We start from the raw sequence: 22,273 nt of genomic DNA, 5'->3' as shown, positions 1-22,273 counted from the left end.
AAACGCCCGGTTACATTCCGAACCCGGAAGCTAAGCCTCACAGCGCCGATGGTACTGCAGGGGGGACCCTGTGGGAGAGTAGGACGCCGCCGAACTCCTTTTCAAGCTCCGGCTCTTGGGCATACCGCCCAGGAGCCGGAGCTTTTTTGCGTTGAGGTAGGGTCAGGGAGCATCGTTGGTTCGTTTCGCAACAGGAGGCCCCCGGGTGGAGGTCCAGGAGACCCGTGTCCAGACAGACCGGGTCCTCACCATCCCCAACATCCTCAGCATGGCGCGGCTCGTCGGCGTACCCGTCTTCCTCTGGCTGATTCTCAGGCCGGAGTTCGGTGGCCCGAACAGCGACGGCTGGGCTCTCCTGGTGCTCGCGTTCAGCGGGGTCAGTGACTATCTGGACGGCAAGCTCGCCCGGCGCTGGAATCAGATCAGCAGCCTCGGCCGGCTGCTCGATCCCGCCGCCGACCGGCTCTATGTGCTTTCCACCCTGCTGGGCCTCACCTGGCGCGAGATCCTGCCGATCTGGCTGACCGCCCTCCTGTTGCTGCGCGAGCTGGTTCTCCTGGTGATGGTGGGCATCCTCAGACGTCACGGCTATCCGCCGCCGCAGGTGAACTTCCTGGGGAAGGCGGCCACGTTCAACCTGATGTACGCGTTCCCGTTGTTGTTGCTCAGTGACGGAAGTGGTTGGATCGCGTCACTCGCTGCTGTTTTCGGATGGGCGTTCGCAGGTTGGGGTACGACGCTCTATTGGTGGGCAGGAGTGCTCTACGTGGTACAAGTCCGCCGTCTGGTGCGCGCGGACGCCCTGGCCGATTGAGCTCGGCGGTTGTCCGGACGTAGTGCTTCGATGGCCCGCGGGGGAAAAGTGCGGGACAATCTGGACGGGTGAAGTCGGCTGGACCGTCGTCTCTTGGAGGAGGACGCTTCCGACATGAAGGCCGTCGTGATGGCTGGGGGCGAAGGCACACGCCTGCGCCCTATGACCTCGAGCATGCCCAAACCGCTCCTGCCCGTGGCGAACCGCCCGATCATGGAGCACGTACTGCGGCTGCTCAAAAGGCACGGGTTGACCGAGACCGTGGTCACCGTGCAGTTCCTGGCATCGCTCGTCAAGAACTACTTCGGTGACGGCGAAGAGCTCGGAATGGAGCTCACGTATGCCAATGAGGAGAAGCCACTCGGTACCGCCGGAAGCGTCAAGAACGCCGAAGAGGCGTTGAAGGACGATGCTTTCCTCGTCATCTCCGGTGATGCCCTGACCGACTTCGACCTCACGGAACTCATCAATTTCCACAAGGAGAAGGGCGCTCTGGTCACGGTCTGCCTGACCCGGGTGCCCAATCCGCTGGAGTTCGGCATCACCATCGTCGACGAGGAGGGAAAGGTCGAGCGCTTCCTCGAGAAGCCGACCTGGGGGCAGGTCTTCTCCGACACGGTGAACACGGGCATCTATGTGATGGAGCCCGAAGTCTTCGACTACGTCGAACCCGACGTTCCCGTCGACTGGTCCGGAGACGTCTTCCCGCAGCTCATGAAGGAAGGCAAGCCGGTCTACGGCTTTGTCGCCGAGGGCTACTGGGAGGACGTCGGCACCCACGAGAGCTACGTGAAGGCCCAGGCCGACGTGCTCGAGGGCAAGGTCAACGTCGACATCGACGGATTCGAGATCTCGCCCGGCGTATGGGTGGCCGAGGGCGCGGAGGTGCATCCGGACGCGGTGCTGCGCGGGCCGCTGTACATCGGCGACTACGCCAAGGTCGAGGCCGGCGCGGAAATCCGCGAGCACACCGTCGTCGGATCCAATGTGGTGGTCAAGAGCGGCGCCTTCCTGCACAAGGCCGTCGTGCACGACAACGTGTACGTCGGACAGCACAGCAATCTGCGCGGCTGCGTCGTCGGGAAGAACACCGACATCATGCGGGCCGCCCGGATCGAGGACGGCGCGGTCATCGGTGACGAGTGCCTGATCGGTGAAGAATCGATCGTTCAGGGCAATGTCCGGGTCTACCCGTTCAAGACCATCGAGGCCGGCGCCTTCGTCAACACCTCGGTCATCTGGGAGTCCAGGGGGCAGGCGCACCTGTTCGGTGCCAGGGGTGTGTCCGGGATCCTCAACGTGGAGATCACGCCCGAGCTGGCCGTGCGGCTGGCCGGTGCGTACGCCACGACGCTGAAGAAGGGGGCCACGGTCACCACGGCCCGTGACCACTCCCGAGGTGCTCGTGCGCTCAAGCGGGCGGTGATCTCCGCACTCCAGGCGAGCGCCATCGACGTACGCGACCTGGAGAACGTGCCGCTGCCCGTGGCGCGTCAGCAGACCGCGCGGGGCAGCGCCGGCGGCATCATGATCCGGACTTCGCCGGGTGTCCCGGACTCCGTCGACATCATGTTCTTCGACGGACAGGGAGCGGACCTGTCGCAGGGCAGTCAGCGCAAGCTCGACCGGGTGTTCGCGCGCCAGGAGTACCGGCGTGCGTTCCCGGGGGAGATCGGCGACCTGTACTTCCCGTCGAGTGTGTTTGACTCGTACACCGGCTCGCTGCTGCGGAACGTCGACACGAGCGGGATCGCCGAGTCCGGCATGAAGGTCGTCGTGGACGCCTCCAACGGCAGCGCCGGCCTCGTCCTGCCGAGCCTGCTCGGCAAGCTCGGCGTGGACTCGCTCACCATCAACCCCGGTCTCGACGAGGCCAGGCCCACCGAGACGGCCGAGATACGCCGCAACGGGCTGATGCGGCTCGGCGAGATCGTGGCGTCCTCCGGGGCGGCGTTCGGTGTCCGGTTCGACCCCGTCGGTGAGCGGCTGTCGCTCGTGGACGAGAAGGGCCGGATCATCGAGGACGACCGGGCGCTGCTGGTGATGCTGGACCTGGTCGCGGCCGAGCGGCGTAGCGGCCGGGTGGCGCTGCCGGTGACCACGACCAGGATCGCCGAGCAGGTGGCCGCGTATCACGGCACACAGGTCGAGTGGACGACCACGTCTCCCGACGACCTCACGCGCGTGGGCGGCGAAGAGGGCACCATTTTCGGCGGTGACGGCAAGGGCGGGTTCATCGTCCCCGAGTTCAGCAGCGTCTACGACGGTACGGCGGCGTTCGTGCGGCTGATCGGGCTGGTGGCGCGGACGCAGCTCACGCTGAGCCAGATCGACGCGCGGATTCCGCGGGCCCATGTCCTCAAGCGGGACCTGGCGACGCCGTGGGCCGTCAAGGGTCTGGTGATGCGGCGGGTCGTCGAGGCGGCCGGGGATCGCTTTGTCGATACGACGGACGGTGTGCGGGTCGTGGAGACCGACGGCCGCTGGGTGATGGTGCTGCCCGACCCGGCCGAGGCGGTCACACATCTGTGGGCGGAGGGGCCCGACGACGCCTCCGCGCAGGCCCTGCTCGACGAGTGGGCGGCCGTCGTGGACAGCGCCGGACGGTAGGACGAGCGGCTTGCTGCACTGCGCCGAACGGGTAATGGCATGACCCGGGGCGGCAAATCCACTGCACGCGCGCGTGCCGGACAAGTCTCACTCTAAGGGGGCCTGTCCGGCACGTCGGTGGGGCCGTTCGGAGGTACTGCTCGCGACATGCGACGATGTGCGGCATGCCGCAGCAACCCCCCGTTCGGAGCAGCCCCGGGCGGCCGCCACGCCCGGATGCGTCCATGTCGTTGATCACCAACGTGATGGACCACAGCCTCGACGACGGGTATGCCGAGGCGGCGGCCCGGAAGAAGTCCGAGGGCGAGGGCGGGCTGCCGAAGACCCTCCGGGCGAAGCTGGGGCTGGCGGGCGGTCTGGTCCTGGCGGCGCTGGTGGTGACCGTCGGCGCGGCACAGGCGCGCGTGGCGGCGCCGGTGGTGGCCAAGGAGCGCCAGGAGCTGATCGACCGGATCGACCGGGAGAGCTCCGCCGCGGACAAGCTCGAGGGCGACGTCGACAAGCTGCGTGACGACGTGGGCGCTCGGCAACGGGCGGCGCTGCGTGACAGCGGCGGCGACACCGGGGCGGAGCTGGTGGGGGTCCTGTCCGGTGCCACGGCGGTGCACGGCCCCGGCGTGAAGCTGGTGGTGAACGACGCCAAGGAGGCCAGCACCGGCGGTGACGGCACCAATCCGCGCGAGACCTCGGGGTTCTCCGACACCGGGCGGGTGCGTGACCGGGACATGCAGCGCGTGGTGAACGGGCTGTGGGCGTCGGGTGCGGAGGCCGTCTCCGTCAACGGGCAGCGGCTGACCGCCCTGTCCGCGATCAGGGCCGCGGGTGACGCGATACTGGTCGACAACAAGCCGCTGGTGCCGCCGTACACGGTGCTGGCGGTGGGGGACGGGGAACGGCTCGGCGCCAGGTTCCAGGACAGCGCCGACGGGCTGTACCTGCATGCCCTGGAGGACAACTTCGGTATCCGCGCCACCATCTCCACGGAGGCCGACGTCCGGTTGCCCGCGGCGCCGAGCGTGATCGTACGTACAGCAAAGCCGAACTCCGAGAAGACTGAGAAGGGCACATCGTGATCGCCGTACTGGGCCTCGTCGTGGGAGTCGTGGCCGGCCTGTTGGTCCGGCCCGAGGTTCCGGCGGTCGTCGAGCCATATCTGCCGATCGCCGTCGTGGCGGCGCTGGACGCCGTCTTCGGTGGTCTGCGGGCCATGCTGGACGGGATCTTCGACGACAAGGTCTTCGTGGTGTCGTTCCTGTCGAACGTCGTCGTGGCCGCGCTGATCGTGTTCCTGGGCGACAAGTTGGGTGTGGGTGCGCAGCTGTCCACCGGTGTCGTGGTGGTCCTCGGCATCCGGATCTTCTCCAACGCCGCGGCCATCCGACGACACGTGTTCCGGGCGTGATACCGATGAGTGAAAGGGACGAGCAGCCGGAGAACAGGCTGCGCAGGGAACTGCCCGACGAGGTGCCGGCAGCGGGCTCCGAGGCCGAGCCGGTCCGCGACGAGAACGCCGAGCCGCAGCTCAGCGGGCGCCGGAGGTTGCTCGAAGGGTTGTGGCCGCCGCGGCTCACCAGGGCCCAACTCATCGTCGCGGTGCTGCTGTTCGGGCTCGGCTTCGGGCTCGCGGTGCAGGTGGCGTCGAACAGTGACAGCGACAGTGCGCTGCGTGGCGCCCGTCAGGAGGATCTTGTTCGCATCCTCGATGAACTGGACGACCGTACTCAGCGTCTTGAGGACGAGAAGCAGGGACTCGAGAAGCAGCGCCAGGAACTGCAGAGCAGCTCCGACCAGGCCGCGGAGGCCCGCAAGCAGACGGCCGAGAAGGAGAAGCAACTCGGCATTCTGGCGGGCACCGTGGCGGCGCAGGGTCCCGGCATCACGGTGACGGTCGAGGACACGAAGGGGACGGTCAAAGCGGACATGCTGCTCGACGCGATCCAGGAGTTGCGCGCGGCCGGCGCGGAGGCGATCCAGATCAACGGCGTCCGTGTCGTCGCGAACACCTACCTGGCGGACTCCGGCAAGAAGGTCAGTGTCGACGGGAACAAGATCAACGCTCCCTTTCGTTTCCAGGTCATCGGTAAGCCGCAGGACCTCGAACCGGCGCTGAACATCCCAGGAGGCGTGGTGCAGACTCTGGAGAAGGAGCAGGCCACGGTGACGGTCGAGCGGTCGGACAAGATCGTCGTGGATGCCTTGCGGCAGGCGAAGGGGCCTGACTACGCTCGGTCGTCCTCACGGTGAACCGGCGGTGCATGGGAGACGTGTGCCAGGGGCATGAGGTTGCGGGGGGTCGGCGCACCGATGGGGAGGTGCGTGGTGGAAACTGTTTGGTGGAAACGGACGTTGTGAGGATGTCCGGGTCGACCGGTGTCGGCAATCAGGGTTCGTCCTGCCCCACGGGCGGGTCTGTTTCGGTCAAGGGGAATCGCCCGTGAAGTTGTTTGCGAAGTTGTTCGGCAAGAGTGCGCGAGAGAGCGGAGACAACGCGACCGCTCGCCATCGCGCACAGCCTGACGCGGAGGGCCAGCGCCCGCTGTTCCGGGACCAGGTCGCTGGTCCGGGCGGTGACATTTCCGGCGGGCAGGGCGCGGCGTCTGTTGACCCTGCCCAGTCCGGCGGCATAGGTTTCGGGCAACCGTCAACCTCAAGTGCGGGTGGAGGGTTTGCCTCCGGCCCGAATGCGTCCAACGCCCCCGCGGGGCTTCCGCGGCAGGAGGATCCGTCCATGTCGGTCCTGGTGTGTACGAGGTGCGGTAACCGCAACGCGGAGAACGCCCGCTTCTGCTCGAACTGCGGTGCGCCCCTGCGTCCCGGTGTCGCGCCCGAGCGTGCCTCCGAGACCACGTCCACGATCTCCATCTCCGGCATCGAGGCCTACGACGCCGAGGTGACCGGCCAGACGCCGGTGCCGACGCTCTCGCCCGAGGCGCAGGCGGCCGTCGACGCGCTGCCGCTGGGCTCGGCGCTCCTGGTGGTGCGCCGGGGGCCGAACTCGGGCAGCCGCTTCCTGCTGGACGGCGACCTGACCACGGCCGGCCGTCACCCGCAGAGCGACATCTTCCTGGACGACGTGACGGTCTCGCGCCGCCATGTGGAGTTCCGGCGCTCTCCCGACGGCACCTTCACGGTGGCGGACGTGGGCAGCCTGAACGGCACGTACGTCAACCGTGAGCGGATCGACCAGGTCGCTCTGTCCAACGGCGACGAGGTGCAGATCGGCAAGTACCGGCTGGTCTTCTACTTGAGCCGGCAGGGCATCTGACCTCCCCCGGACGCCGTCCGGGGGGACCCCAGGGAAGGTCCATGCTTCAAACACCGAGCGGCGGTGCCGGAAACGGTGCCGCCGCCGCGGACAGTGGGCTGATGAGCATCGGCACGGTGCTGAACGCGCTGCGTGACGAGTTTCCCGAAGTGACCATCTCCAAGATCCGCTTCCTGGAGTCGGAGGGGCTCATCGAGCCGCGGCGGACCCCCTCGGGGTACCGCAAGTTCAGCGCCGGGGACGTCGAGCGCCTCGGTCACGTCCTGAGGATGCAGCGGGACCACTATCTGCCGCTCAAGGTGATCCGGGAGCATCTGGACGCCATGGAGCGCGGTGAGGCCGTCCAGCTTCCGGTGGTGGGGCGCCAGCGCACCGGGGAGGACGTGGAGCAGCAGGCCGAGCGGCCCACGGTGGCGCGGGTCGGGCGGTCCGAGCTGCTGGCGGCCGCCGGTGTCGACGAGGGTGACCTGAAGGAGTGGGAGTCGTACGGGCTCGTCGTCCCCCTGGAGGACGGGGTGTACGACGCCGAGGCCGTCACCGTGGCCTCGCTCGTGGCGGAGCTGGGCCGGTTCGGGATCGAGCCGCGGCACCTTCGGGTGATGAAGGCGGCGGCCGACCGCGAGGCGGGTCTCGTGGACCAGGTGGTGGCCCCGCTCAAGCGCCATCGCAACCCGCAGACCAGGGCGCACGCGGAGGCCCGTACGAAGGAGCTGGCGGCGCTCACGGTGAAGCTGCACGCGGCGATGGTGAAGACCGCTCTCGGGGTGCGGTTGCCGTGACGAACGGGCGTGTCGGTGGGCCGTATCGGCCACCTGTTCCCGGCCCGACTACCCAAACGTCCCGGGCACGGCCTAGGGTTGCTGTGTGAACGAGCTCGATGTCGTAGGTGTCCGGGTGGAAATGCCCTCCAACCAACCGATCGTGCTCCTGCGCGAAGTGGGGGGCGATCGTTACCTCCCCATCTGGATCGGACCGGGGGAGGCGACGGCGATCGCCTTCGCGCAGCAGGGCATGGCGCCCGCGCGACCGCTGACCCACGACCTGTTCAAGGACGTGCTGGAGGCCGTCGGCCAGGAGCTGACCGAAGTGCGCATCACGGACCTGCGTGAGGGCGTCTTCTACGCGGAGCTGGTCTTCGCCAGCGGGGTCGAGGTCAGTGCCCGCCCGTCCGACGCCATAGCGCTGGCCCTGCGCACCGGAACGCCGATCTACGGCAGTGACACGGTGCTGGACGACGCCGGCATCGCGATCCCGGACGAGCAGGAGGACGAGGTCGAGAAGTTCCGTGAGTTCCTCGACCAGATCTCGCCCGAGGACTTCGGCACCAGCAGCCAGTGAGGCGGGGCGGTGAAGCGGGGCGGGCCGCGCCGGACGGGCTGGGAAACCGGTCGGTCGGTGGCTCGGCAGGGGGGCCGGCGTGAGGGCAATTGCCAGCGGCCCGTGAGAGCGTCCTACGCCTCCCTGCCATGGCATTCGGCTAGCCTTTCCCCGCGGTGGGGAACGGAAAACCACTCCTAGGGTGATTATCACTCGGCGTGCCGAGTGTGGCGATCGTTGACGCACCCCTGGTGACTGCCTACCGTCGAGAAGGCAGGTCAAGGACGGAGGTCGGCGTGAGCATCAGCGGCGACGGTACGGCTGGGGGTGCCCCCGGACGCGGTTTCGGGGAGAGCGGTCCGTACCCTCCCTCAGGCTCTTTGCCACGCTCGAGCAGGGGGTACCCTCATCCCGCCGGCGCGGCCGATCACGCCCCACAGCAGCCGACGGTGGTGCCGAGTGGCGGAGGGGCGGCGTCCATGACATCCGAGCAGATCGGTTATCGCGGTCCCACGGCCTGCGCGGCGGCCGGCATCACCTACCGTCAGCTCGACTACTGGGCCCGCACGGGTCTGGTCGAGCCCAGCGTGCGGCCCGCCTACGGGTCGGGTACGCAGCGTCTGTACAGCTTCCGGGACGTCGTCGTCCTGAAGATCGTCAAGCGCTTCCTGGACACGGGTGTCTCCTTGCAGAACATCCGCACGACGGTCCAGCACCTCAGGGAACGCGGTTTCCGCGACCTCGAGCGGATGACCCTCATGAGCGACGGGGCGACCGTCTACGAGTGCACCTCCCCGGACGAGGTGCATGCGCTGCTCCAGGGGGGTCAGGGAATCTTCGGCATCGCCGTGGGCGTGGTGTGGCGGGACGTGGAGAGCGCTCTCTCGCAGCTGCACGGCGAGCGCATCGACACCGGTGAGACGCTCATCGGGCAGAACCCCGCGGACGAACTGGCCAGGCGCCGCAACCGGGCCGTCTGACAGCGCGGCCCCCCGGCGCGTCACTGGACGGCGCCGCAGGCGCCCCGCCTGACGACGGCGCCTCGCAGGGCCGGGCCGGTGGGCCCGCATTGTCAGTGGTGTGGTGCAGCATCGGACATGTGAGAAACGCGCCCACGATCCTGCATCTCGACATGGATGCCTTCTTCGCCTCGGTGGAGCAGGCATCCAAGCCGAGCCTGCGCGGGAAGGCCGTGATCGTGGGCGGGCTCGGACCCCGCGGTGTGGTGGCCACCGCGTCGTACGAGGCACGGGTCTTCGGCGTCCATTCGGCGATGCCCATGGCCCAGGCGCGCCGGCTGGCCCCGAACGCCGCGTACCTGGTGCCGCGCTTCGCCGTCTACCGGTCGGTCAGCGAGCAGGTGATGGCGCTCCTGCGGGCGCTGTCGCCGCTGGTGGAGCCGCTGAGCCTGGACGAGGCGTTCGTGGACCTGGAGGCCGGGGAGGCGGCCTGGGACGGGGAATCGGCGCGCCTGGCCGGGACCAGGCTGCGCGCCGACATACGCGCGGCCACGGGGCTGACGGGGTCGGTGGGGCTCGCCGCCTCCAAGATGCTCGCGAAGATCGCCTCGGAGGAGGCCAAGCCCGACGGCCTCGTACTCATCCGGCCCGGGACCGAGCGGGACCTGCTCGGACCGATGTCGGTGCGCACCCTGCCGGGCGTCGGGCCGGCCACCGGGGACCATCTGCGGCGGGCCGGGATCACCACCGTCGAGGAGCTGGCGGAGGCGGGTGAGGACGAGCTGGTACGGATGCTCGGCAAGGCGCACGGGCACGCCCTGTACGCCATGGCGCTGGCGCGCGACGACCGGCCCGTGGTGGCCGAGCGGGAGACCAAGTCGGTGTCGGTCGAGGACACCTACGACGTGGACATCCACGACCGGCTGCGGGTCGGGACGGAGGTGCAGCGGCTGGCCGACCGGTGCGTGCGGCGGCTGCGCGGGGCGGGCCTGTCCGGGCGGACCATCGTGCTGAAGGTGCGCAGGTACGACTTCTCGACGCTGACCCGCTCGGAGACGCTCAGAGGGCCCACGGACGACCCGGCGGTGATCCGGGAGGCGGCAGCGCGGCTGCTGGAGTCCGTGGACACCACGGGCGGGGTGCGGCTGCTCGGCGTGGGCGTCTCCGGGCTCGCCGACTACACGCAGGAGGACCTGTTCGCGCAGGGCGCTGCCGCTGCTGCCGCCGCCGAGGAGGCGCCGGAGGAGGTCGTACCCGAGGCCGTGGAGCTGCCCCCGGAGCCTGCCGAGCGGCAGTGGCGTGCGGGGCACGACGTGCGGCATGCGGAGTTCGGGCACGGCTGGGTGCAGGGAAGTGGGCTGGGGCGGGTCACCGTGCGGTTCGAGACGCCGCAGTCGGAGCCGGGGCGGGTGCGGACGTTCCGGGTCGACGATCCTGAGCTGGAGACGGCGGATCCGCTGCCGTTGGTGCGGGGTGAAGGGGGGAAGGGGGGACGTGGGGTGAAGCGGGGTGAAGCGGGGTGAAGCGGAGACCCGTGTGTAGCGGGTAGTGGGTGGGGCGGCAGTCGGGTGCGAGTGCGCAGTGCGAGTGAGTGCGGGTGCGTGGGGTTTTCGCGCGCTGTTCCCCGTGCCCCTGGGGAGTTGCGGCCCCCGGGGGCGGCAAGGCTTGCCCCTTGCTCAGGTCTCCTCCGTACCCGTTTCTCAGATCTCCTCGTACCCGTTTCTCAGCTCTCCTCCGTTCCGGCCAGTTTGCCGAAGTCGTGGTCCGGGAGCGGGGGAGGGGCACCCACGTCCAGGCCGTAGTGGTGGTAGAGCTGGAGTTCCTGCTCGGGGGACAGGTGGCGGCCCACGCCGAAGTCGGGGGCGTCCTTGATGAGCGCGCGGTCGAAGGGGACCCTGAGGGTGCCCTCGATCAGCTCGCTGGGCTCCAGCGGGACGAAGGCGTCCCGGGAGAACAGACCGGTGCGTATGGCCGCCCACTCCGGCACCCCGGTGGCGTCGTCGAGGTACACCTCGTCGATGGTCCCTATCTTGGTGCCATTGCGGTCGAACGCCTTGCGGCCGATCAGGTTGCGCGGATCGATGTCGGTCTGCACGGTCCCTCTCCCTCCACGTGGTCGCAACTCATCCGTAAGCACTACAAAAGAGCAGATTCAGGGAGGCGGCCACTCGAGGCCGCGGGCATTGACCTCGCTGGTAGTCTGACAACGGCTGCTGACCCCGTGCGGGAGAGTCCTCCGAGCACTCGGAGGCGCCGAAGGAGCAACTCCTCCCCGGAATCTCTCAGGCCCCCGTACCGCACGGACGAGGTCACTCTGGAAAGCAGGGCGGGCGCCGACGACGGCTCCCGCTCTCACCGACGGTGAAAGCCGGGCCTTCAGTGTGCCCGGTGAAGCTCTCAGGTTTGAGATGACAGAGGGGGAGGCCGTCCGGGCACCCGCGCCGTGGTGCCCCTCGCAGGTCGCGCAGACCAGGAGGCCTCCGTACATGACCGCTCATCGCATTCCGCTCGCCGCGCTCGAAGCGGGCATTCCCTTCGAGCAGCGCCACATCGGGCCCGACCAGGAGGCGCGGGCCAAGATGCTCGCGCACGTCGGCTACGGCTCCCTCGACGAGCTGACCGCCGCCGCGGTCCCGGATGTGATCAAGAACGCCGACGCCCTCGACCTGCCGGGTGCCCGCACCGAGGCCGAGGTGCTCGCCGAGCTGCGTTCGCTCGCCGACCGCAACCAGGTGCTCGGCTCGATGATCGGGCTCGGCTACTACGGGACCTTCACGCCGCCCGTCATCCTGCGCAACGTCATGGAGAACCCTGCCTGGTACACGGCCTACACGCCGTACCAGCCGGAGATCTCGCAGGGTCGGCTCGAGGCCCTGCTGAACTTCCAGACGATGGTCGCCGAGCTGACCGGGCTGCCGACCTCCGGTGCCTCCCTGCTCGACGAGGGCACGGCCGCCGCCGAGGCGATGGCGCTGTCCCGGCGCATGGGCAAGAACAAGAAGGGCCTGTTCCTGGTCGACGCGGACACGCTGCCGCAGACCGTCGCCGTCATCGAGACGCGCGCCGAGCCGACCGGTGTCGAGGTCGTCGTCGCCGACCTCAGCGAGGGCATCCCGGCGGACATCGCGGCCCGTGAGATCAACGGCGTGCTGCTGCAGTACCCGGGCGCATCCGGTGCGGTGCGCGACCTGAAGCCCGTCATCGACCAGGCGCACGAGCTGGGCGCCCTGGTCACGGTCGCCGCCGACCTCCTGGCGCTGACCCTGCTGACCTCGCCGGGCGAGCTGGGCGCGGACATCGCGGTCGGCACGACCCAGCGCTTCGGTGTGCCGATGGGCTTCGGCGGTCCGCACGCGGGCTACATGGCGGTGCACGAGAAGTTCGCCCGCAGCCTGCCCGGCCGTCTGGTCGGCGTCTCCGTCGACGCCGACGGCCACAAGGCCTACCGCCTCGCGCTGCAGACCCGTGAGCAGCACATCCGCCGTGAGAAGGCCACCAGCAACATCTGCACCGCGCAGGTGCTGCTCGCCGTCATGGCCGGCATGTACGCCGTCTACCACGGGCCGGAGGGCCTCAGGACCATCGCGTCGCGCACCCACCGGTACGCCACCCTCCTCGCCGAGGGCCTGAAGGCGGGCGGCGTCGAGATCGTCCACGGCGCCTACTTCGACACCCTCACCGCGCGCGTGCCCGGCAAGGCCGCCGAGGTCGCCGCCGCGGCCGTGGACAACGGGGTGAACCTGCGCCTCGTCGACACCGACCACGTCTCCCTGGCCTGCGACGAGACCACCGACCGTGCCCAGCTGGCCGCCGTCTTCGCCGCCTTCGGCGTCGAGGGCGACATCGAGGCGCTCGACGAGGCCGCCGCGCAGGCGCTGCCCGAGGCGCTGCTGCGCACCGACGACTACCTGACCCACCCGGTCTTCCACGAGCACCGCTCCGAGACCGCGATGCTGCGCTACCTGCGCAAGCTGGCCGACCGCGACTACGCGCTCGACCGCGGCATGATCCCGCTGGGCTCCTGCACCATGAAGCTCAACGCGACCACCGAGATGGAGCCGGTCACCTGGCCCGAGTTCGGCCAGCTGCACCCCTTCGTGCCCGCCGAACAGGCCGCGGGCTACCTGACCCTCATCCGCGAGCTGGAGGAACGTCTCGCCGAGGTCACCGGGTACGACAAGGTCTCGCTGCAGCCGAACGCCGGTTCCCAGGGCGAGCTGGCCGGTCTGCTGGCCGTACGCGGCTACCACCGCGCGAACGGCGACGAGCAGCGCACGGTCTGCCTGATCCCGTCCTCCGCGCACGGCACCAACGCGGCCAGCGCCGTGATGGCCGGCATGAAGGTCGTCGTCGTGAAGACCGCCGAGGACGGCGAGATCGACGTCGAGGACCTGCGGGCGAAGATCGAGCGGCACCGCGACGAGCTGGCGGTCCTGATGATCACCTACCCGTCGACGCACGGTGTCTTCGAGGAGCACGTCGCCGACATCTGCGCCCAGGTCCACGAGGCCGGCGGCCAGGTCTACGTCGACGGCGCCAACCTCAACGCCCTGGTCGGCCTCGCCAAGCCCGGCCACTTCGGCGGCGACGTCTCGCACCTGAACCTGCACAAGACGTTCTGCATCCCGCACGGCGGCGGCGGCCCCGGCGTCGGCCCGGTCGGGGTCCGCTCGCACCTGGCGCCGTACCTGCCGAACCACCCGCTGCAGCCGGCCGCCGGCCCGGAGACGGGCGTGGGTCCGATCTCGGCGGCGCCGTTCGGCAGCGCGGGCATCCTGCCCATCTCCTGGGCGTACGTCCGTCTCATGGGCGGCGAGGGCCTCAAGCGGGCCACGCAGGTCGCCGTGCTCTCCGCGAACTACATCGCCAAGCGCCTGGAGCCGCACTACCCGGTGCTCTACACCGGCCCCGGCAACCTGGTCGCGCACGAGTGCATCATCGACCTGCGCCCGCTGACCAAGGCGACCGGCGTGAGCGTGGACGACGTGGCCAAGCGCCTGATCGACTACGGCTTCCACGCGCCGACCATGTCCTTCCCGGTGGCCGGCACGCTGATGATCGAGCCGACCGAGTCCGAGGACCTGGGCGAGCTGGACCGGTTCTGCGACACGATGATCGCCATCCGCGCGGAGATCGAGAAGGTCGGCGCGGGCGAGTGGCCCGCGGAGGACAACCCGCTGCGGGGTGCCCCGCACACGGCCCGCGCGCTCGGCGGTGAGTGGAAGCACGCCTACAGCCGCGAAGAGGCCGTCTTCCCGGCCGGTGTCTCGGCCGCCGACAAGTACTGGCCGCCGGTGCGCCGCATCGACCAGGCCTTCGGCGACCGCAACCTGGTGTGCTCCTGCCCGCCGCTGGACGCGTACGAGGACTGAGGGACGGTGTACGCCCTCACGCGCAGTGCGTGAGGGCACTGTGAGGCCCCGCCCGCACCCGGGCGGGGCTTCGGTGTGTGCGGGGGCCGGGTGTCCGGGCGGGGCCATCGGCTGTGTCCGGCGACGACGTCTGGCGGCGTGCGGTGACGCGGTTCGTCGGTCAGGCGGTGGTCAGGGACACCTCGGTGGACTTGATCAGGGCCACCACCGGGTCGCCGGCCTTCAGGCCCAGGTCGTCGGCGGACTCGTGGGTGATGGCGGAGGTGAGGACGCCGCCGTCGACCGCCACCTTGACGGTGGCCATGGCCGCGCCGGAGGTGACCTCGCTGACGGTGCCGGGCAGCTGGTTGCGGATCGAGATGTGCTGCGGGGGCTCGGTGGCCAGGGACACCTCGGTCGACTTCACCAGGGCGCGGACGGGGGTCCCCTCGGCGAGCCCGAGGTCCTGGACGGCCTCCAGGGTGATCGCGGCGGTCAGGTCCTGGCCGCCGGCCAGCCGGACCTTGACGGTCGCCATGACCTCGCCTGGGCGGACCGCCGTGACGGTGCCGGGAAGCTGGTTGCGGATACTCATGGTCATGGCCCCACACCGTAGTGTGCGCGGGCCGTCATGCCGGGTATGCGTGCGTCTGCGTCGCCTTCACGGTCGCCCAGACCGCTGCGCCCGGGTGCAGGTCGAGTTCGGCCGCCGCGACCGTGGTGAGGTCGGCGGCGAGCGGGAGTTCACCCGTCAGGTCGGCGCGGATCTGGTCGCCGTGCGTCTCCAGACCGGCGACCTCGCAGCGCCACAGGTTGCGGGCGCTGGCGCCGGTCGGCCGGTCCCGGAAGAGCGTGACGGCGCCGGGCGGGAAGGCGACGAAGACCGGTCCGGACAGGTCCTCCGTGGTCGTGATCGAGGGCCCCGCGTCGAGTCGTACGGTGTGCCCCTCGGCCTGGCCCCGGTAGAGGTTGAGGCCGACGAGCTGGGCGATGTAGTCCGTGCGTGGACGACGGGCGATCTCGGAGGGGGAGCCCTCCTGCACGATCCGGCCGTGCTCGACGACCACCAGCCGGTCGGCGAGGACCATGGCGTCCAGCGGGTCGTGCGTGACCAGCACGGCGACCGCCTCGAACTCGGCGAGGTGGCGGCGCAACTGGGCGCGGACCTCCAGGCGGGTACGGGCGTCCAGGGCCGCGAGCGGCTCGTCCAGGAGCAGCAGCCGGGGGCGGGTGGCCAGCGCGCGGGCGAGCGCGACGCGTTGCGCCTGGCCGCCGGAGAGGTGGCGGGGCTTGGCGCCGGCGTGGTCGGCGAGGCCCATCCGGTCCAGCCAGGCGGCTGCCTGGGCGCGCGCCTCGGCCTTGCTCGCGCCGTGGCAGCGCGGTCCGAAGGCCACGTTGTCCAGGGCGGACAGGTGCGGGAAGAGCAGGTAGTCCTGGAAGACCACGCCGACGGGGCGGGATTCCGGAGGGGTGTGCGCCAGGGAGGTGCCGTCGAGGTGGAGATGGCCGTCGGTGAGTGGTGTGAGGCCGGCGAGGGCGCGCAGGGCGGTGGTCTTGCCGGCGCCGTTGGGGCCGAGGAGGGCGACGACGTCTCCGGGGGCGGCGGTGAGGGTGATGTCGAGGCGGAAGGTGGGGCTGTGGTCGATGACGAGGTGTGCGGTCAGGCCTTCGGCGGTGGGCGGTTGGGGTTCGGCTGGGTGGGGGTTGCCGTTCGCACCAGGCGTGCGGGGTTGTGTGGGGTGGTGAGCGTCGTTTTTCGGCTGCGGGCCGTCTGTGGGGTGGTGTTTCCCGCCCGCACCACCCGTGCGAGTTTCGTTGTCGTGTGCGGGTGGCCCCTGCGGGGGTTCAGAGCCGTCGGCGGCTGCGGGTTGTTCGTGGGGTGGTTCGGTGCCGTTGGTCGTGGAGGGGTGGGGGTCGGTCATGAGGTTGTCATCCAGCGGTCTCGTAGGCCCGCAAGGACCGCGATCGATACTGCCAGCAGGATCAGGCTGAGGGCGATGGCGGCCTCGGGGTCGTTCTGCAGGGCGAGGTAGACCGCGAGGGGCATGGTCTGGGTGCGGCCGGGGAAGTTGCCCGCGAAGGTGATCGTCGCGCCGAACTCGCCGAGCGCGCGGGCCCAGGCCAGGACGGCGCCTGCGGCGATGCCGGGGGCGATGAGCGGCAGGGTGACCCGGCGGAACGCGGTGAAGCGGGAGGCGCCGAGGGTGGTGGCCGCCTCCTCGAAGCGGGGGTCGGCGGCCCGCAGGGTGCCCTCGACGCTGATGACCAGGAAGGGCATCGCGACGAACGCCTCGGCGATCACGACCCCGGTGGTGGTGAACGGCAGGGTGATCCCGAACCAGGCGTCCAGCCACTGGCCGACGACCCCGTTGCGCCCGAGGGCGAGCAGAAGCGCCACACCGCCGACCACCGGCGGCAGCACCAGAGGCAGGGTCACCAGGGCGCGGACGAGACCGCGGCCGGGGAACTCCGTGCGGGCCAGCAGCCAGGCCAGCGGCACCCCGAGGACGAGGCTGACCGCGGTGGCCGCCGTGGCGGTGACCAGGGACAGCTGGAGCGCCTGCCACACCTCGGTGCTGGTCAACTGGTCCGGGAGGCTCCGCCAGGGGGCGCGCAGCAGCAGGGCGAGCAGGGGGAGGAGCAGGAAGGCGAGGGCCACCACGCCCGGCACGAGCAGCGGCAGCGGTATCCCGCGCCGGCTCGTGCGGACAGGGCGGCGCCGCGACCGGCCCGTGCGGGGGCCGGCCGCGGCGCCGGGCTTGTCGGGCGAGGTCACGGCTTGAGGAAACCGGCCTCGGTCAGCACCTTCTGGCCCTCGGCGGACTGCACGAGCGCGATGAAGGCCTTGGCCGCCTGGGCGTTGGGCGCGTTCTTCAGCAGGGCGATCGGGTAGTCGTTGATCGCCTGGGCCGACTCGGGGAACTCCACGCCCTCCACCTTGTCACCCGCGGCCTTCACATCGGTCTTGTAGACCACCGCGGCGTCGGCCTCCTTCAGCTCGACCTTGGTCAGGGCGCTCTTGACGTCCTGCTCGTAGGAGACCGGGGTGAGCTTGAGCTTGCTGGCGTCCAGCGCCTTCTGCGCGGCGGCGCCGCACGGCACTGTCTTGTCGCACAGGACAACCTTGAGGCCGGACTTGGTGAGGTCCTTCAGGGAGGAGACCTTGTGGGGGTTGCCCGGGAGGGTGGCGATCTCCAACTGGTTGCGGACGAACGTGGCCGGGGTGCCGGCCGCGTCGCTCTTGTCCGTCACGATCTTCATCGTCTTGGGGCTGGCCGCCGCGAAGACGTCCGCCGGGGCACCACCGGTGATGCTCGCGGCGAGGGTGTCGCTGCCGCCGAAGTTGAAGCTGACCTTCGTGCCCGGGTGCTGCTGCTCGAACTCCTTGCCCAGGGCCGTGAAGCTCTCCTGGAGCGAGGCGGCGGCGAACACGGTGACCGTGCCCGACAGCTTGGCGGCATCGGCCGACGCCGAGGCGGACGTGTCGGACTTGGGGCTCGACGAGTCGTCGGAGGAGGAGCAGGCGCTCAGGGCCAGCACCGCGGCGGCTCCCACGCCGGCCAGCCGCAGTATCCGGGTCCGGCGCATGGAACGGGTCATCACGTGTCTACTCCTCGGGATCTGTGGAAAAGCTGTCGCGCCCTTCCAGGGCCGGAATCCGGCCGCGCGGCGATAATACTGCCGCATTTGCAAGACATAAGACACCTGTCACATCGCATGAGCTGGGCACTTGTTTGTTTGGGCTGGCATATGCGTTTGTACGAAGATGCGGTGCGGGTAGGCTCAAGCCGGAGGTGGTCGCAGGTGACGCTCGCCCATATCGCGCTGGCCGGCGATCTGGCCCGGCCCGCCCGGCTGACCGTGCCGGACCTGCTCCGCTGGCCGCAGCACCGGGCCGATGTCAGCTTCGAGTGCGCCACCAGCGGCATCCAGCACCACCGGTTCACCGGCCCGCGCCTGTACGACGTACTGGCCGGCGCCGGCCCCGGCTTCGACCCGGCCCGGCGCAAGGACCGGCTGCGCTTCCTCATCGCCGTCACCGGCACCGACGGCCACCACGCCGTACTGTCCTGGGCCGAGATCGACCCCGACTTCGCCGCCGCCCCCGTGCTGCTCGCCGTCACCGTCGACGGCACCCCGCTGGACGCCACCGGGCCCCAACTGGTGCTCCCGCAGGACCGCTGCGGTGCCCGGCACATCAGCGGGATCACCGTGATCCGGGTGGACGGGGGCTACCGCTTCCCCGCTCCAGCGCCAGCCACACCCGGTCACGCGTCAGCGGCAGCTCCGTGAACCGCAGCCCCGTCGCGTCCCGCAGCGCGTTGGCCAGGGCCGGGGCGACCGGGTTGAAAGGGCTCTCGCTCATCGACTTGGCTCCCAGCGGCCCGATCGCGTCGGCCGTCTCCATGAAGTGCACCTCGGTGCGCGGCACGTCGGCGTACTGGGGCAGCCGGTAGCGGCGGAACGCGGCGGTGTCGACCGCGCCCCGCTCGTCCAGCCGCACCTGTTCGAAGAGGGTGGCCCCGAGCGCCTGGGCGACCCCGCCCTCGACCTGCCCCCTGCACTGCATCGGGTTCATCACCCGGCCCGCGTCGGCCGCGTGCACACTGCGAAGCACACGGATCTCCCCGGTGCCGGGGTCGACCGCCACCCGGAACCAGTGGGCGTTGAAGGCGACCGAACGCGGGGTGCCGCCGAAGTGCCCGTCGGCGGCGAGGTCCAGGCCGACCGCGCGCGAGGCCGCGTACAACTCCTTCAGCAGCAGCCTGCCTCCCGGGTGCAGCACGGCCTCCTCCGCGAGCCGGCAGGAGGCGCGCGGGACGCCGAGATGCGCGGCGGCGAAATCCAGCAACTGGTCGGCCAGGACGCGGGCGGCGCGCAGGGTGGCCTTGCCCGCGACGACGGTCCCGGTGGACGCGAACGCGCCCGTGTCGTGCCGTACGACGTCGGTGTCGGACTGGCGGACGGTGATCCGGTCGACGGTGGTGGCGAGTTCACCGGCCGCGATCTGCCGGTGCACGGTGGTCGTGCCGTTGCCGAACTCGGCGGTGCCGACGGCCAGATCGAAGGAGCCGTCGGGCAACAGGGCCGCCCTGGCGTCCGCGAAGTGGCCGCCGGGCGGGCCGGTCGCGATCATCGCCAGCGCCGCGCCCTCGCCGACCAGCCAGCCGTCGGGGGCCGGGGCGGGCGGCTCGGACTGCGCCCGGCGAACGATCGACAGGCACTGGTCGAGGCCGTAGCTCGCGATGTGCAGGTCCTCCTCGTGACCGCCGGGCGTCAGCATCGGTTCGCCGGGGCCGATGATGTTGCGGGCCTTGAACTCCAGCGGGTCCAGGCCGAGTCGGCGGGCCAGTTCGTCCAGCGCCGACTCGACGGCGAACAGCACCTGGCCGAGACCGTAGCCGCGAAAGGCGCCCGCAGGGACGGTGTGCGTGTACACGGAGAAGGCGTCGACCTTCTTGTGCGCGGCCCGGTAGACGGCCATGGACTCGCCGACGCTGTGGAACATCACGGCGGGGCCGTGGTTGCCGTACGCGCCCGTGTTCGCGACCACCCGCAACTGGAGGGCGGTGAGGGTGCCGTCGCGGCGGGCGCCCGCCTTCACCTGGACCGTGAAGGGGTGGCGGGTGGTCGCGCCGTAGAACTGCTCGGCGCGTGTGTACTCCAGCTTCACCGGGCGGCGCAGCTTCAGTACGGCGAGGGCCACCACGTCCTCGACCAGCATCTCCTGCTTGCCGCCGAAGCCGCCGCCCACCCGGCCGGCCACCACCCGGACCTGTTCGTGCGGCAGGTCGTACAGGGCGCACAGGGCGCGGCGGGTGAGGAACGGGGTCTGGGAGCTGGTGCGGACGGTGAGCCGGCCGTCCTCGTCGATCCAGCCGACCGCGCCGTGCGTCTCCAGGCTGGCGTGCTGGACGCGCTGGGTGCGGAACGTCTCCTCGTAGACGGCGTCCGCCTCGGCGAAGCCCGCTTCGACGTCGCCGATCTCGCCGTGCGCCTCGCCGACGACGTTGTCCCGCGGGCGGGAGATCCGGGCCGTCCCGGCGTCCTTGTCGTGGACCACCGCGGCCCCCGGCCGCATGGCCTCCTCCGGGTCGAGGACGGCGGGCAGCACCTCGTACGTCACCTCGATCCGCCGGCAGCCCTCCTCGGCGGCGGCCTCGCTGTCGGCGACGACGGCCGCGACCCGCTGGCCGATGTGGCGGACCGTTTCGTCCAGGACGCGGGTGTCGGCGGGGTCCTCCTCCGGGTGTTCGTGGCGGGCGGTGGAGAAGTGCCGTTCGGGGGCGTCGTGGTGGGTGAACACGGCCTGGACACCGGGCACGCGCAGGGCGGCTGAGGTGTCGATCGCGAGGATGCGGGCGTGCGCGTGCGGGGAGCGCAGCAGCTTCATGTGCAGCAGGCCGGGCACGTCGAGGTCGAAGGTGTAGCGGGCGGTGCCGGTGACGACCTGGGGTCCGGCCGGGGCGGGCAGGCTGCGGCCGACGGACTCGCCGGGCGCGGGATCCTCGGTGTTCTTCACCCCGCGTACGGCGTCCTCGATGGCCCGGTAGCCGGTGCAGCGGCACAGGTTGCCCTTGAACGCCCGGGGCAGATCGGCCAGTTGGTCGGCGTCGAGGGCGGCAGTGGTCATCATGAAGCCGGCCGTGCAGAAGCCGCACTGGAAGCCCTGGGCGTCCAGGAACTTCTGCTGGACGGGGTGGAGTTCGCCGTCCGGGGAGGCGAGGCCCTCGACCGTGGTGACGCGGTGGCCGTCGGCGCGGAAGGCCGGGTAGAGGCAGCTGTGCACGGGTGCGTCGTCGACGTGCACCGTGCAGGCGCCGCAGTCGCCCGCGTCGCAGCCCTTCTTCACGCCGAACCAGCCGCGTTCGCGCAGATAGGTGCGCAGGCACTGGCCGGGCCGCGGCTCCTCGTCGAAGGACCGACCGTTGATCTCGACCTTCATCGCAGATCCTCCCCGCCGCGCTCCCGCGGCTGCGCTCCGCCCAGTTCCCGGCGGATCTCCTCCGCCAGCCGGTAGGTCATGTGCCGTCGCCACTCGGGCAGTCCGTGGATGTCGTCGAACCACTCGCCGTCGGCCACCGCCGCGCCGATCGCCGTCCGCAGTTGCTCCGCCGTCGGCGGCAGCGGGAACCACAGCCGCACCGGACGGACCGTCGAGGCGGTCACGGTGACGGCGAGGGAGTGGTCGGCCGGGTCGAGCGTGCCGATGACCAGGACTCCGGAGCGGCCCAGCCCGTACAGGGACGCCTGCCGGAACGCGCTGCGGCAGGCGAGGGCGCGGGCGGGGACGGTGACCGAGCGCAGCAGTTCGCCCTCGGCGAGGCCCTTGCGCCCCGCTCCGGTGATGAAGTCGGCGACGCGGACCCGGCGCCGTACCCCGTCCTGGGCGATGAGCAGGCACTCCCCGTCGAGCGCTGCCGTCAGGGAGATCATCGGGCCCGCGGGAAGGGCGTTGCACAGGTTCCCGCCGACCGTGGCCATGTTCCAGATCTTGAACGAGGCGAGGAACGCCCGGCAGCACTGCTCGAACAGGGGCGCCGCAGGGGCGAGCAGAGTCCGCGCGTGGCGGGAGAGCTGGGCGATGGTGCAGGTGGCGGCGATCTCCAGTGAGCCGTCCGGGTGCCGCCGCACCGGCGTCCAGCTCGTCCGGCTCAGGTCCACCAGGCGCCGCAGGCGCGGTTGCGGTTCGGAGAACAGATACGTGCCGCCGCCGAGCCAGGCGTCGCCGGGCCGCCAGGGGGCGGGCCGCCGGGCGTCGCGGATCTCCGCCACCGTGTTCAGGTCCATGGCCGGAAGTGAACCAATGCGACCGGGCGCCGCACGACCGGTGCCGGGCACGGAAACCCCGACTCCCGCGGCGCCTGGACTGGATGATTCACCAGGAAGCATTCCCCGGCATCTCTCCTTGCATTTACGATGCTGCATCTCGCTCTCGCCTTGCGAATGCGAGGTG

The 22,273-nt window shown here is 70.5% G+C and carries 19 protein-coding genes, 1 rRNA gene and 1 riboswitch; of the genes, 13 read left to right on the top strand and 7 right to left on the bottom strand.

Annotated features, from left to right (window positions below):
• From rrf to ACGFYV_RS30325, 11 genes are all read left to right on the top strand, one after another.
• A 5S ribosomal RNA gene (gene rrf / locus ACGFYV_RS30375) occupies positions 1-95 on the top strand; the annotation flags it as partial.
• Between the two features lie 110 nt (positions 96-205).
• Positions 206-814: a CDP-alcohol phosphatidyltransferase family protein gene (locus ACGFYV_RS30370; RefSeq protein ID WP_393881712.1), complete on the top strand. Its 609-nt coding sequence runs from the start codon at positions 206-208 to the stop codon at positions 812-814.
• Positions 815-928: 114 nt separating this feature from the next.
• The gene (locus tag ACGFYV_RS30365; RefSeq protein ID WP_393881717.1) at positions 929-3,424 is read left to right on the top strand and encodes a sugar phosphate nucleotidyltransferase; all 2,496 of its coding nucleotides are present in this window, start codon (positions 929-931) and stop codon (positions 3,422-3,424) included.
• Between the two features lie 155 nt (positions 3,425-3,579).
• On the top strand, positions 3,580-4,497 hold the full coding sequence (locus tag ACGFYV_RS30360; RefSeq protein ID WP_393881711.1) for a DUF881 domain-containing protein: 918 nt from the start codon (positions 3,580-3,582) through the stop codon (positions 4,495-4,497).
• Positions 4,494-4,826 carry a small basic family protein gene (locus ACGFYV_RS30355; protein ID WP_003988855.1) on the top strand — a complete coding sequence of 111 codons (333 nt, stop codon included), beginning with the start codon at positions 4,494-4,496 and terminating at the stop codon, positions 4,824-4,826. The genes ACGFYV_RS30360 and ACGFYV_RS30355 overlap by 4 nt, the downstream gene beginning before the upstream one ends.
• 5 nt (positions 4,827-4,831) lie before the next feature.
• Positions 4,832-5,668, top strand: a complete 837-nt coding sequence (locus ACGFYV_RS30350) for a DUF881 domain-containing protein (RefSeq protein WP_393881710.1) — start codon at positions 4,832-4,834, stop codon at positions 5,666-5,668.
• 190 nt (positions 5,669-5,858) lie between these two features.
• Positions 5,859-6,689 (top strand): FHA domain-containing protein, encoded by an 831-nt coding sequence (locus tag ACGFYV_RS30345; RefSeq protein WP_393881709.1) that lies wholly within the window; start codon positions 5,859-5,861, stop codon positions 6,687-6,689.
• A 41-nt stretch (positions 6,690-6,730) separates the two neighbouring features.
• On the top strand, positions 6,731-7,468 hold the full coding sequence (locus ACGFYV_RS30340) for a MerR family transcriptional regulator (RefSeq protein ID WP_393881708.1): 738 nt from the start codon (positions 6,731-6,733) through the stop codon (positions 7,466-7,468).
• A gap of 85 nt (positions 7,469-7,553) precedes the next feature.
• A complete protein-coding gene (locus tag ACGFYV_RS30335; RefSeq protein WP_026253112.1) occupies positions 7,554-8,027 on the top strand; it encodes a bifunctional nuclease family protein in 474 nt (157 codons plus the stop codon).
• Positions 8,028-8,302: 275 nt separating this feature from the next.
• Positions 8,303-8,986: a MerR family transcriptional regulator gene (locus ACGFYV_RS30330; RefSeq protein ID WP_393881707.1), complete on the top strand. Its 684-nt coding sequence runs from the start codon at positions 8,303-8,305 to the stop codon at positions 8,984-8,986.
• Positions 8,987-9,105: 119 nt separating this feature from the next.
• Entirely contained in the window at positions 9,106-10,488 is a 1,383-nt protein-coding gene (locus tag ACGFYV_RS30325) for a DNA polymerase IV (RefSeq protein WP_393881706.1), read from the top strand.
• Positions 10,489-10,688: 200 nt separating this feature from the next.
• On the opposite strand, the gene ACGFYV_RS30320 is transcribed toward ACGFYV_RS30325, so the two are convergent.
• A complete protein-coding gene (locus ACGFYV_RS30320) occupies positions 10,689-11,060 on the bottom strand; it encodes a PRC-barrel domain-containing protein (protein ID WP_393881705.1) in 372 nt (123 codons plus the stop codon).
• 119 nt (positions 11,061-11,179) lie between these two features.
• Positions 11,180-11,273: riboswitch (glycine riboswitch) on the top strand.
• Between the two features lie 178 nt (positions 11,274-11,451).
• On the opposite strand from ACGFYV_RS30320, the gene gcvP reads away from it, so the two are divergent.
• On the top strand, positions 11,452-14,337 hold the full coding sequence (gene gcvP, locus ACGFYV_RS30315) for an aminomethyl-transferring glycine dehydrogenase (RefSeq protein WP_393881704.1): 2,886 nt from the start codon (positions 11,452-11,454) through the stop codon (positions 14,335-14,337).
• 160 nt (positions 14,338-14,497) lie between these two features.
• Here the strand turns inward: gcvP and ACGFYV_RS30310 are convergent, their stop codons facing one another.
• The 4 genes from ACGFYV_RS30310 to modA are packed head-to-tail and all read right to left on the bottom strand — an operon-like array spanning position 14,498 to position 17,916.
• The gene (locus ACGFYV_RS30310) at positions 14,498-14,917 is read right to left on the bottom strand and encodes a molybdopterin-binding protein (RefSeq protein WP_393881703.1); all 420 of its coding nucleotides are present in this window, start codon (positions 14,915-14,917) and stop codon (positions 14,498-14,500) included.
• Between the two features lie 28 nt (positions 14,918-14,945).
• Positions 14,946-16,238, bottom strand: coding sequence for an ATP-binding cassette domain-containing protein (locus tag ACGFYV_RS30305; RefSeq protein ID WP_393881702.1), 1,293 nt, complete (start codon positions 16,236-16,238; stop codon positions 14,946-14,948).
• Positions 16,235-17,092: an ABC transporter permease gene (locus tag ACGFYV_RS30300; RefSeq protein WP_393881701.1), complete on the bottom strand. Its 858-nt coding sequence runs from the start codon at positions 17,090-17,092 to the stop codon at positions 16,235-16,237. Before ACGFYV_RS30300 ends, ACGFYV_RS30305 begins: the two co-directional genes overlap by 4 nt.
• On the bottom strand, positions 17,089-17,916 hold the full coding sequence (gene modA, locus ACGFYV_RS30295) for a molybdate ABC transporter substrate-binding protein (protein ID WP_393881700.1): 828 nt from the start codon (positions 17,914-17,916) through the stop codon (positions 17,089-17,091). The genes ACGFYV_RS30300 and modA overlap by 4 nt, the downstream gene beginning before the upstream one ends.
• Positions 17,917-18,120: 204 nt before the next feature.
• On the opposite strand from modA, the gene ACGFYV_RS30290 reads away from it, so the two are divergent.
• Positions 18,121-18,609, top strand: coding sequence for a molybdopterin-dependent oxidoreductase (locus tag ACGFYV_RS30290; RefSeq protein ID WP_393881699.1), 489 nt, complete (start codon positions 18,121-18,123; stop codon positions 18,607-18,609).
• Here ACGFYV_RS30290 and ACGFYV_RS30285 read toward each other — a convergent pair.
• Positions 18,524-21,262: a molybdopterin-dependent oxidoreductase gene (locus ACGFYV_RS30285; protein WP_393881698.1), complete on the bottom strand. Its 2,739-nt coding sequence runs from the start codon at positions 21,260-21,262 to the stop codon at positions 18,524-18,526. The two genes, ACGFYV_RS30290 and ACGFYV_RS30285, sit on opposite strands and share 86 nt — an antisense overlap.
• The gene (locus ACGFYV_RS30280; protein WP_393881697.1) at positions 21,259-22,107 is read right to left on the bottom strand and encodes an FAD binding domain-containing protein; all 849 of its coding nucleotides are present in this window, start codon (positions 22,105-22,107) and stop codon (positions 21,259-21,261) included. The genes ACGFYV_RS30285 and ACGFYV_RS30280 overlap by 4 nt, the downstream gene beginning before the upstream one ends.
• Positions 22,108-22,273: the final 166 nt, after the last annotated feature.

Source organism: Streptomyces sp. NPDC048297 (genome assembly GCF_043201585.1).
In the GTDB taxonomy this organism is placed as follows: domain Bacteria; phylum Actinomycetota; class Actinomycetes; order Streptomycetales; family Streptomycetaceae; genus Streptomyces.
Note: the sequence above shows the minus strand (reverse complement) of the source record. Positions and strands in the feature narration are given on the sequence as shown.

Coding starts and splice junctions, on each gene's coding strand:
- ACGFYV_RS30365 (WP_393881717.1), top strand. CDS start 929: ATGAAGGCCGTCGTGATGGCTGGGGGCGAAGGCACACGCCTGCGCCCT.
- ACGFYV_RS30360 (WP_393881711.1), top strand. CDS start 3,580: ATGTGCGGCATGCCGCAGCAACCCCCCGTTCGGAGCAGCCCCGGGCGG.
- ACGFYV_RS30350 (WP_393881710.1), top strand. CDS start 4,832: ATGAGTGAAAGGGACGAGCAGCCGGAGAACAGGCTGCGCAGGGAACTG.
- ACGFYV_RS30340 (WP_393881708.1), top strand. CDS start 6,731: ATGCTTCAAACACCGAGCGGCGGTGCCGGAAACGGTGCCGCCGCCGCG.
- gcvP (WP_393881704.1), top strand. CDS start 11,452: ATGACCGCTCATCGCATTCCGCTCGCCGCGCTCGAAGCGGGCATTCCC.
- ACGFYV_RS30310 (WP_393881703.1), bottom strand. CDS start 14,917: ATGACCATGAGTATCCGCAACCAGCTTCCCGGCACCGTCACGGCGGTC.
- ACGFYV_RS30305 (WP_393881702.1), bottom strand. CDS start 16,238: ATGACCGACCCCCACCCCTCCACGACCAACGGCACCGAACCACCCCAC.
- modA (WP_393881700.1), bottom strand. CDS start 17,916: ATGACCCGTTCCATGCGCCGGACCCGGATACTGCGGCTGGCCGGCGTG.
- ACGFYV_RS30285 (WP_393881698.1), bottom strand. CDS start 21,262: ATGAAGGTCGAGATCAACGGTCGGTCCTTCGACGAGGAGCCGCGGCCC.
- ACGFYV_RS30280 (WP_393881697.1), bottom strand. CDS start 22,107: ATGGACCTGAACACGGTGGCGGAGATCCGCGACGCCCGGCGGCCCGCC.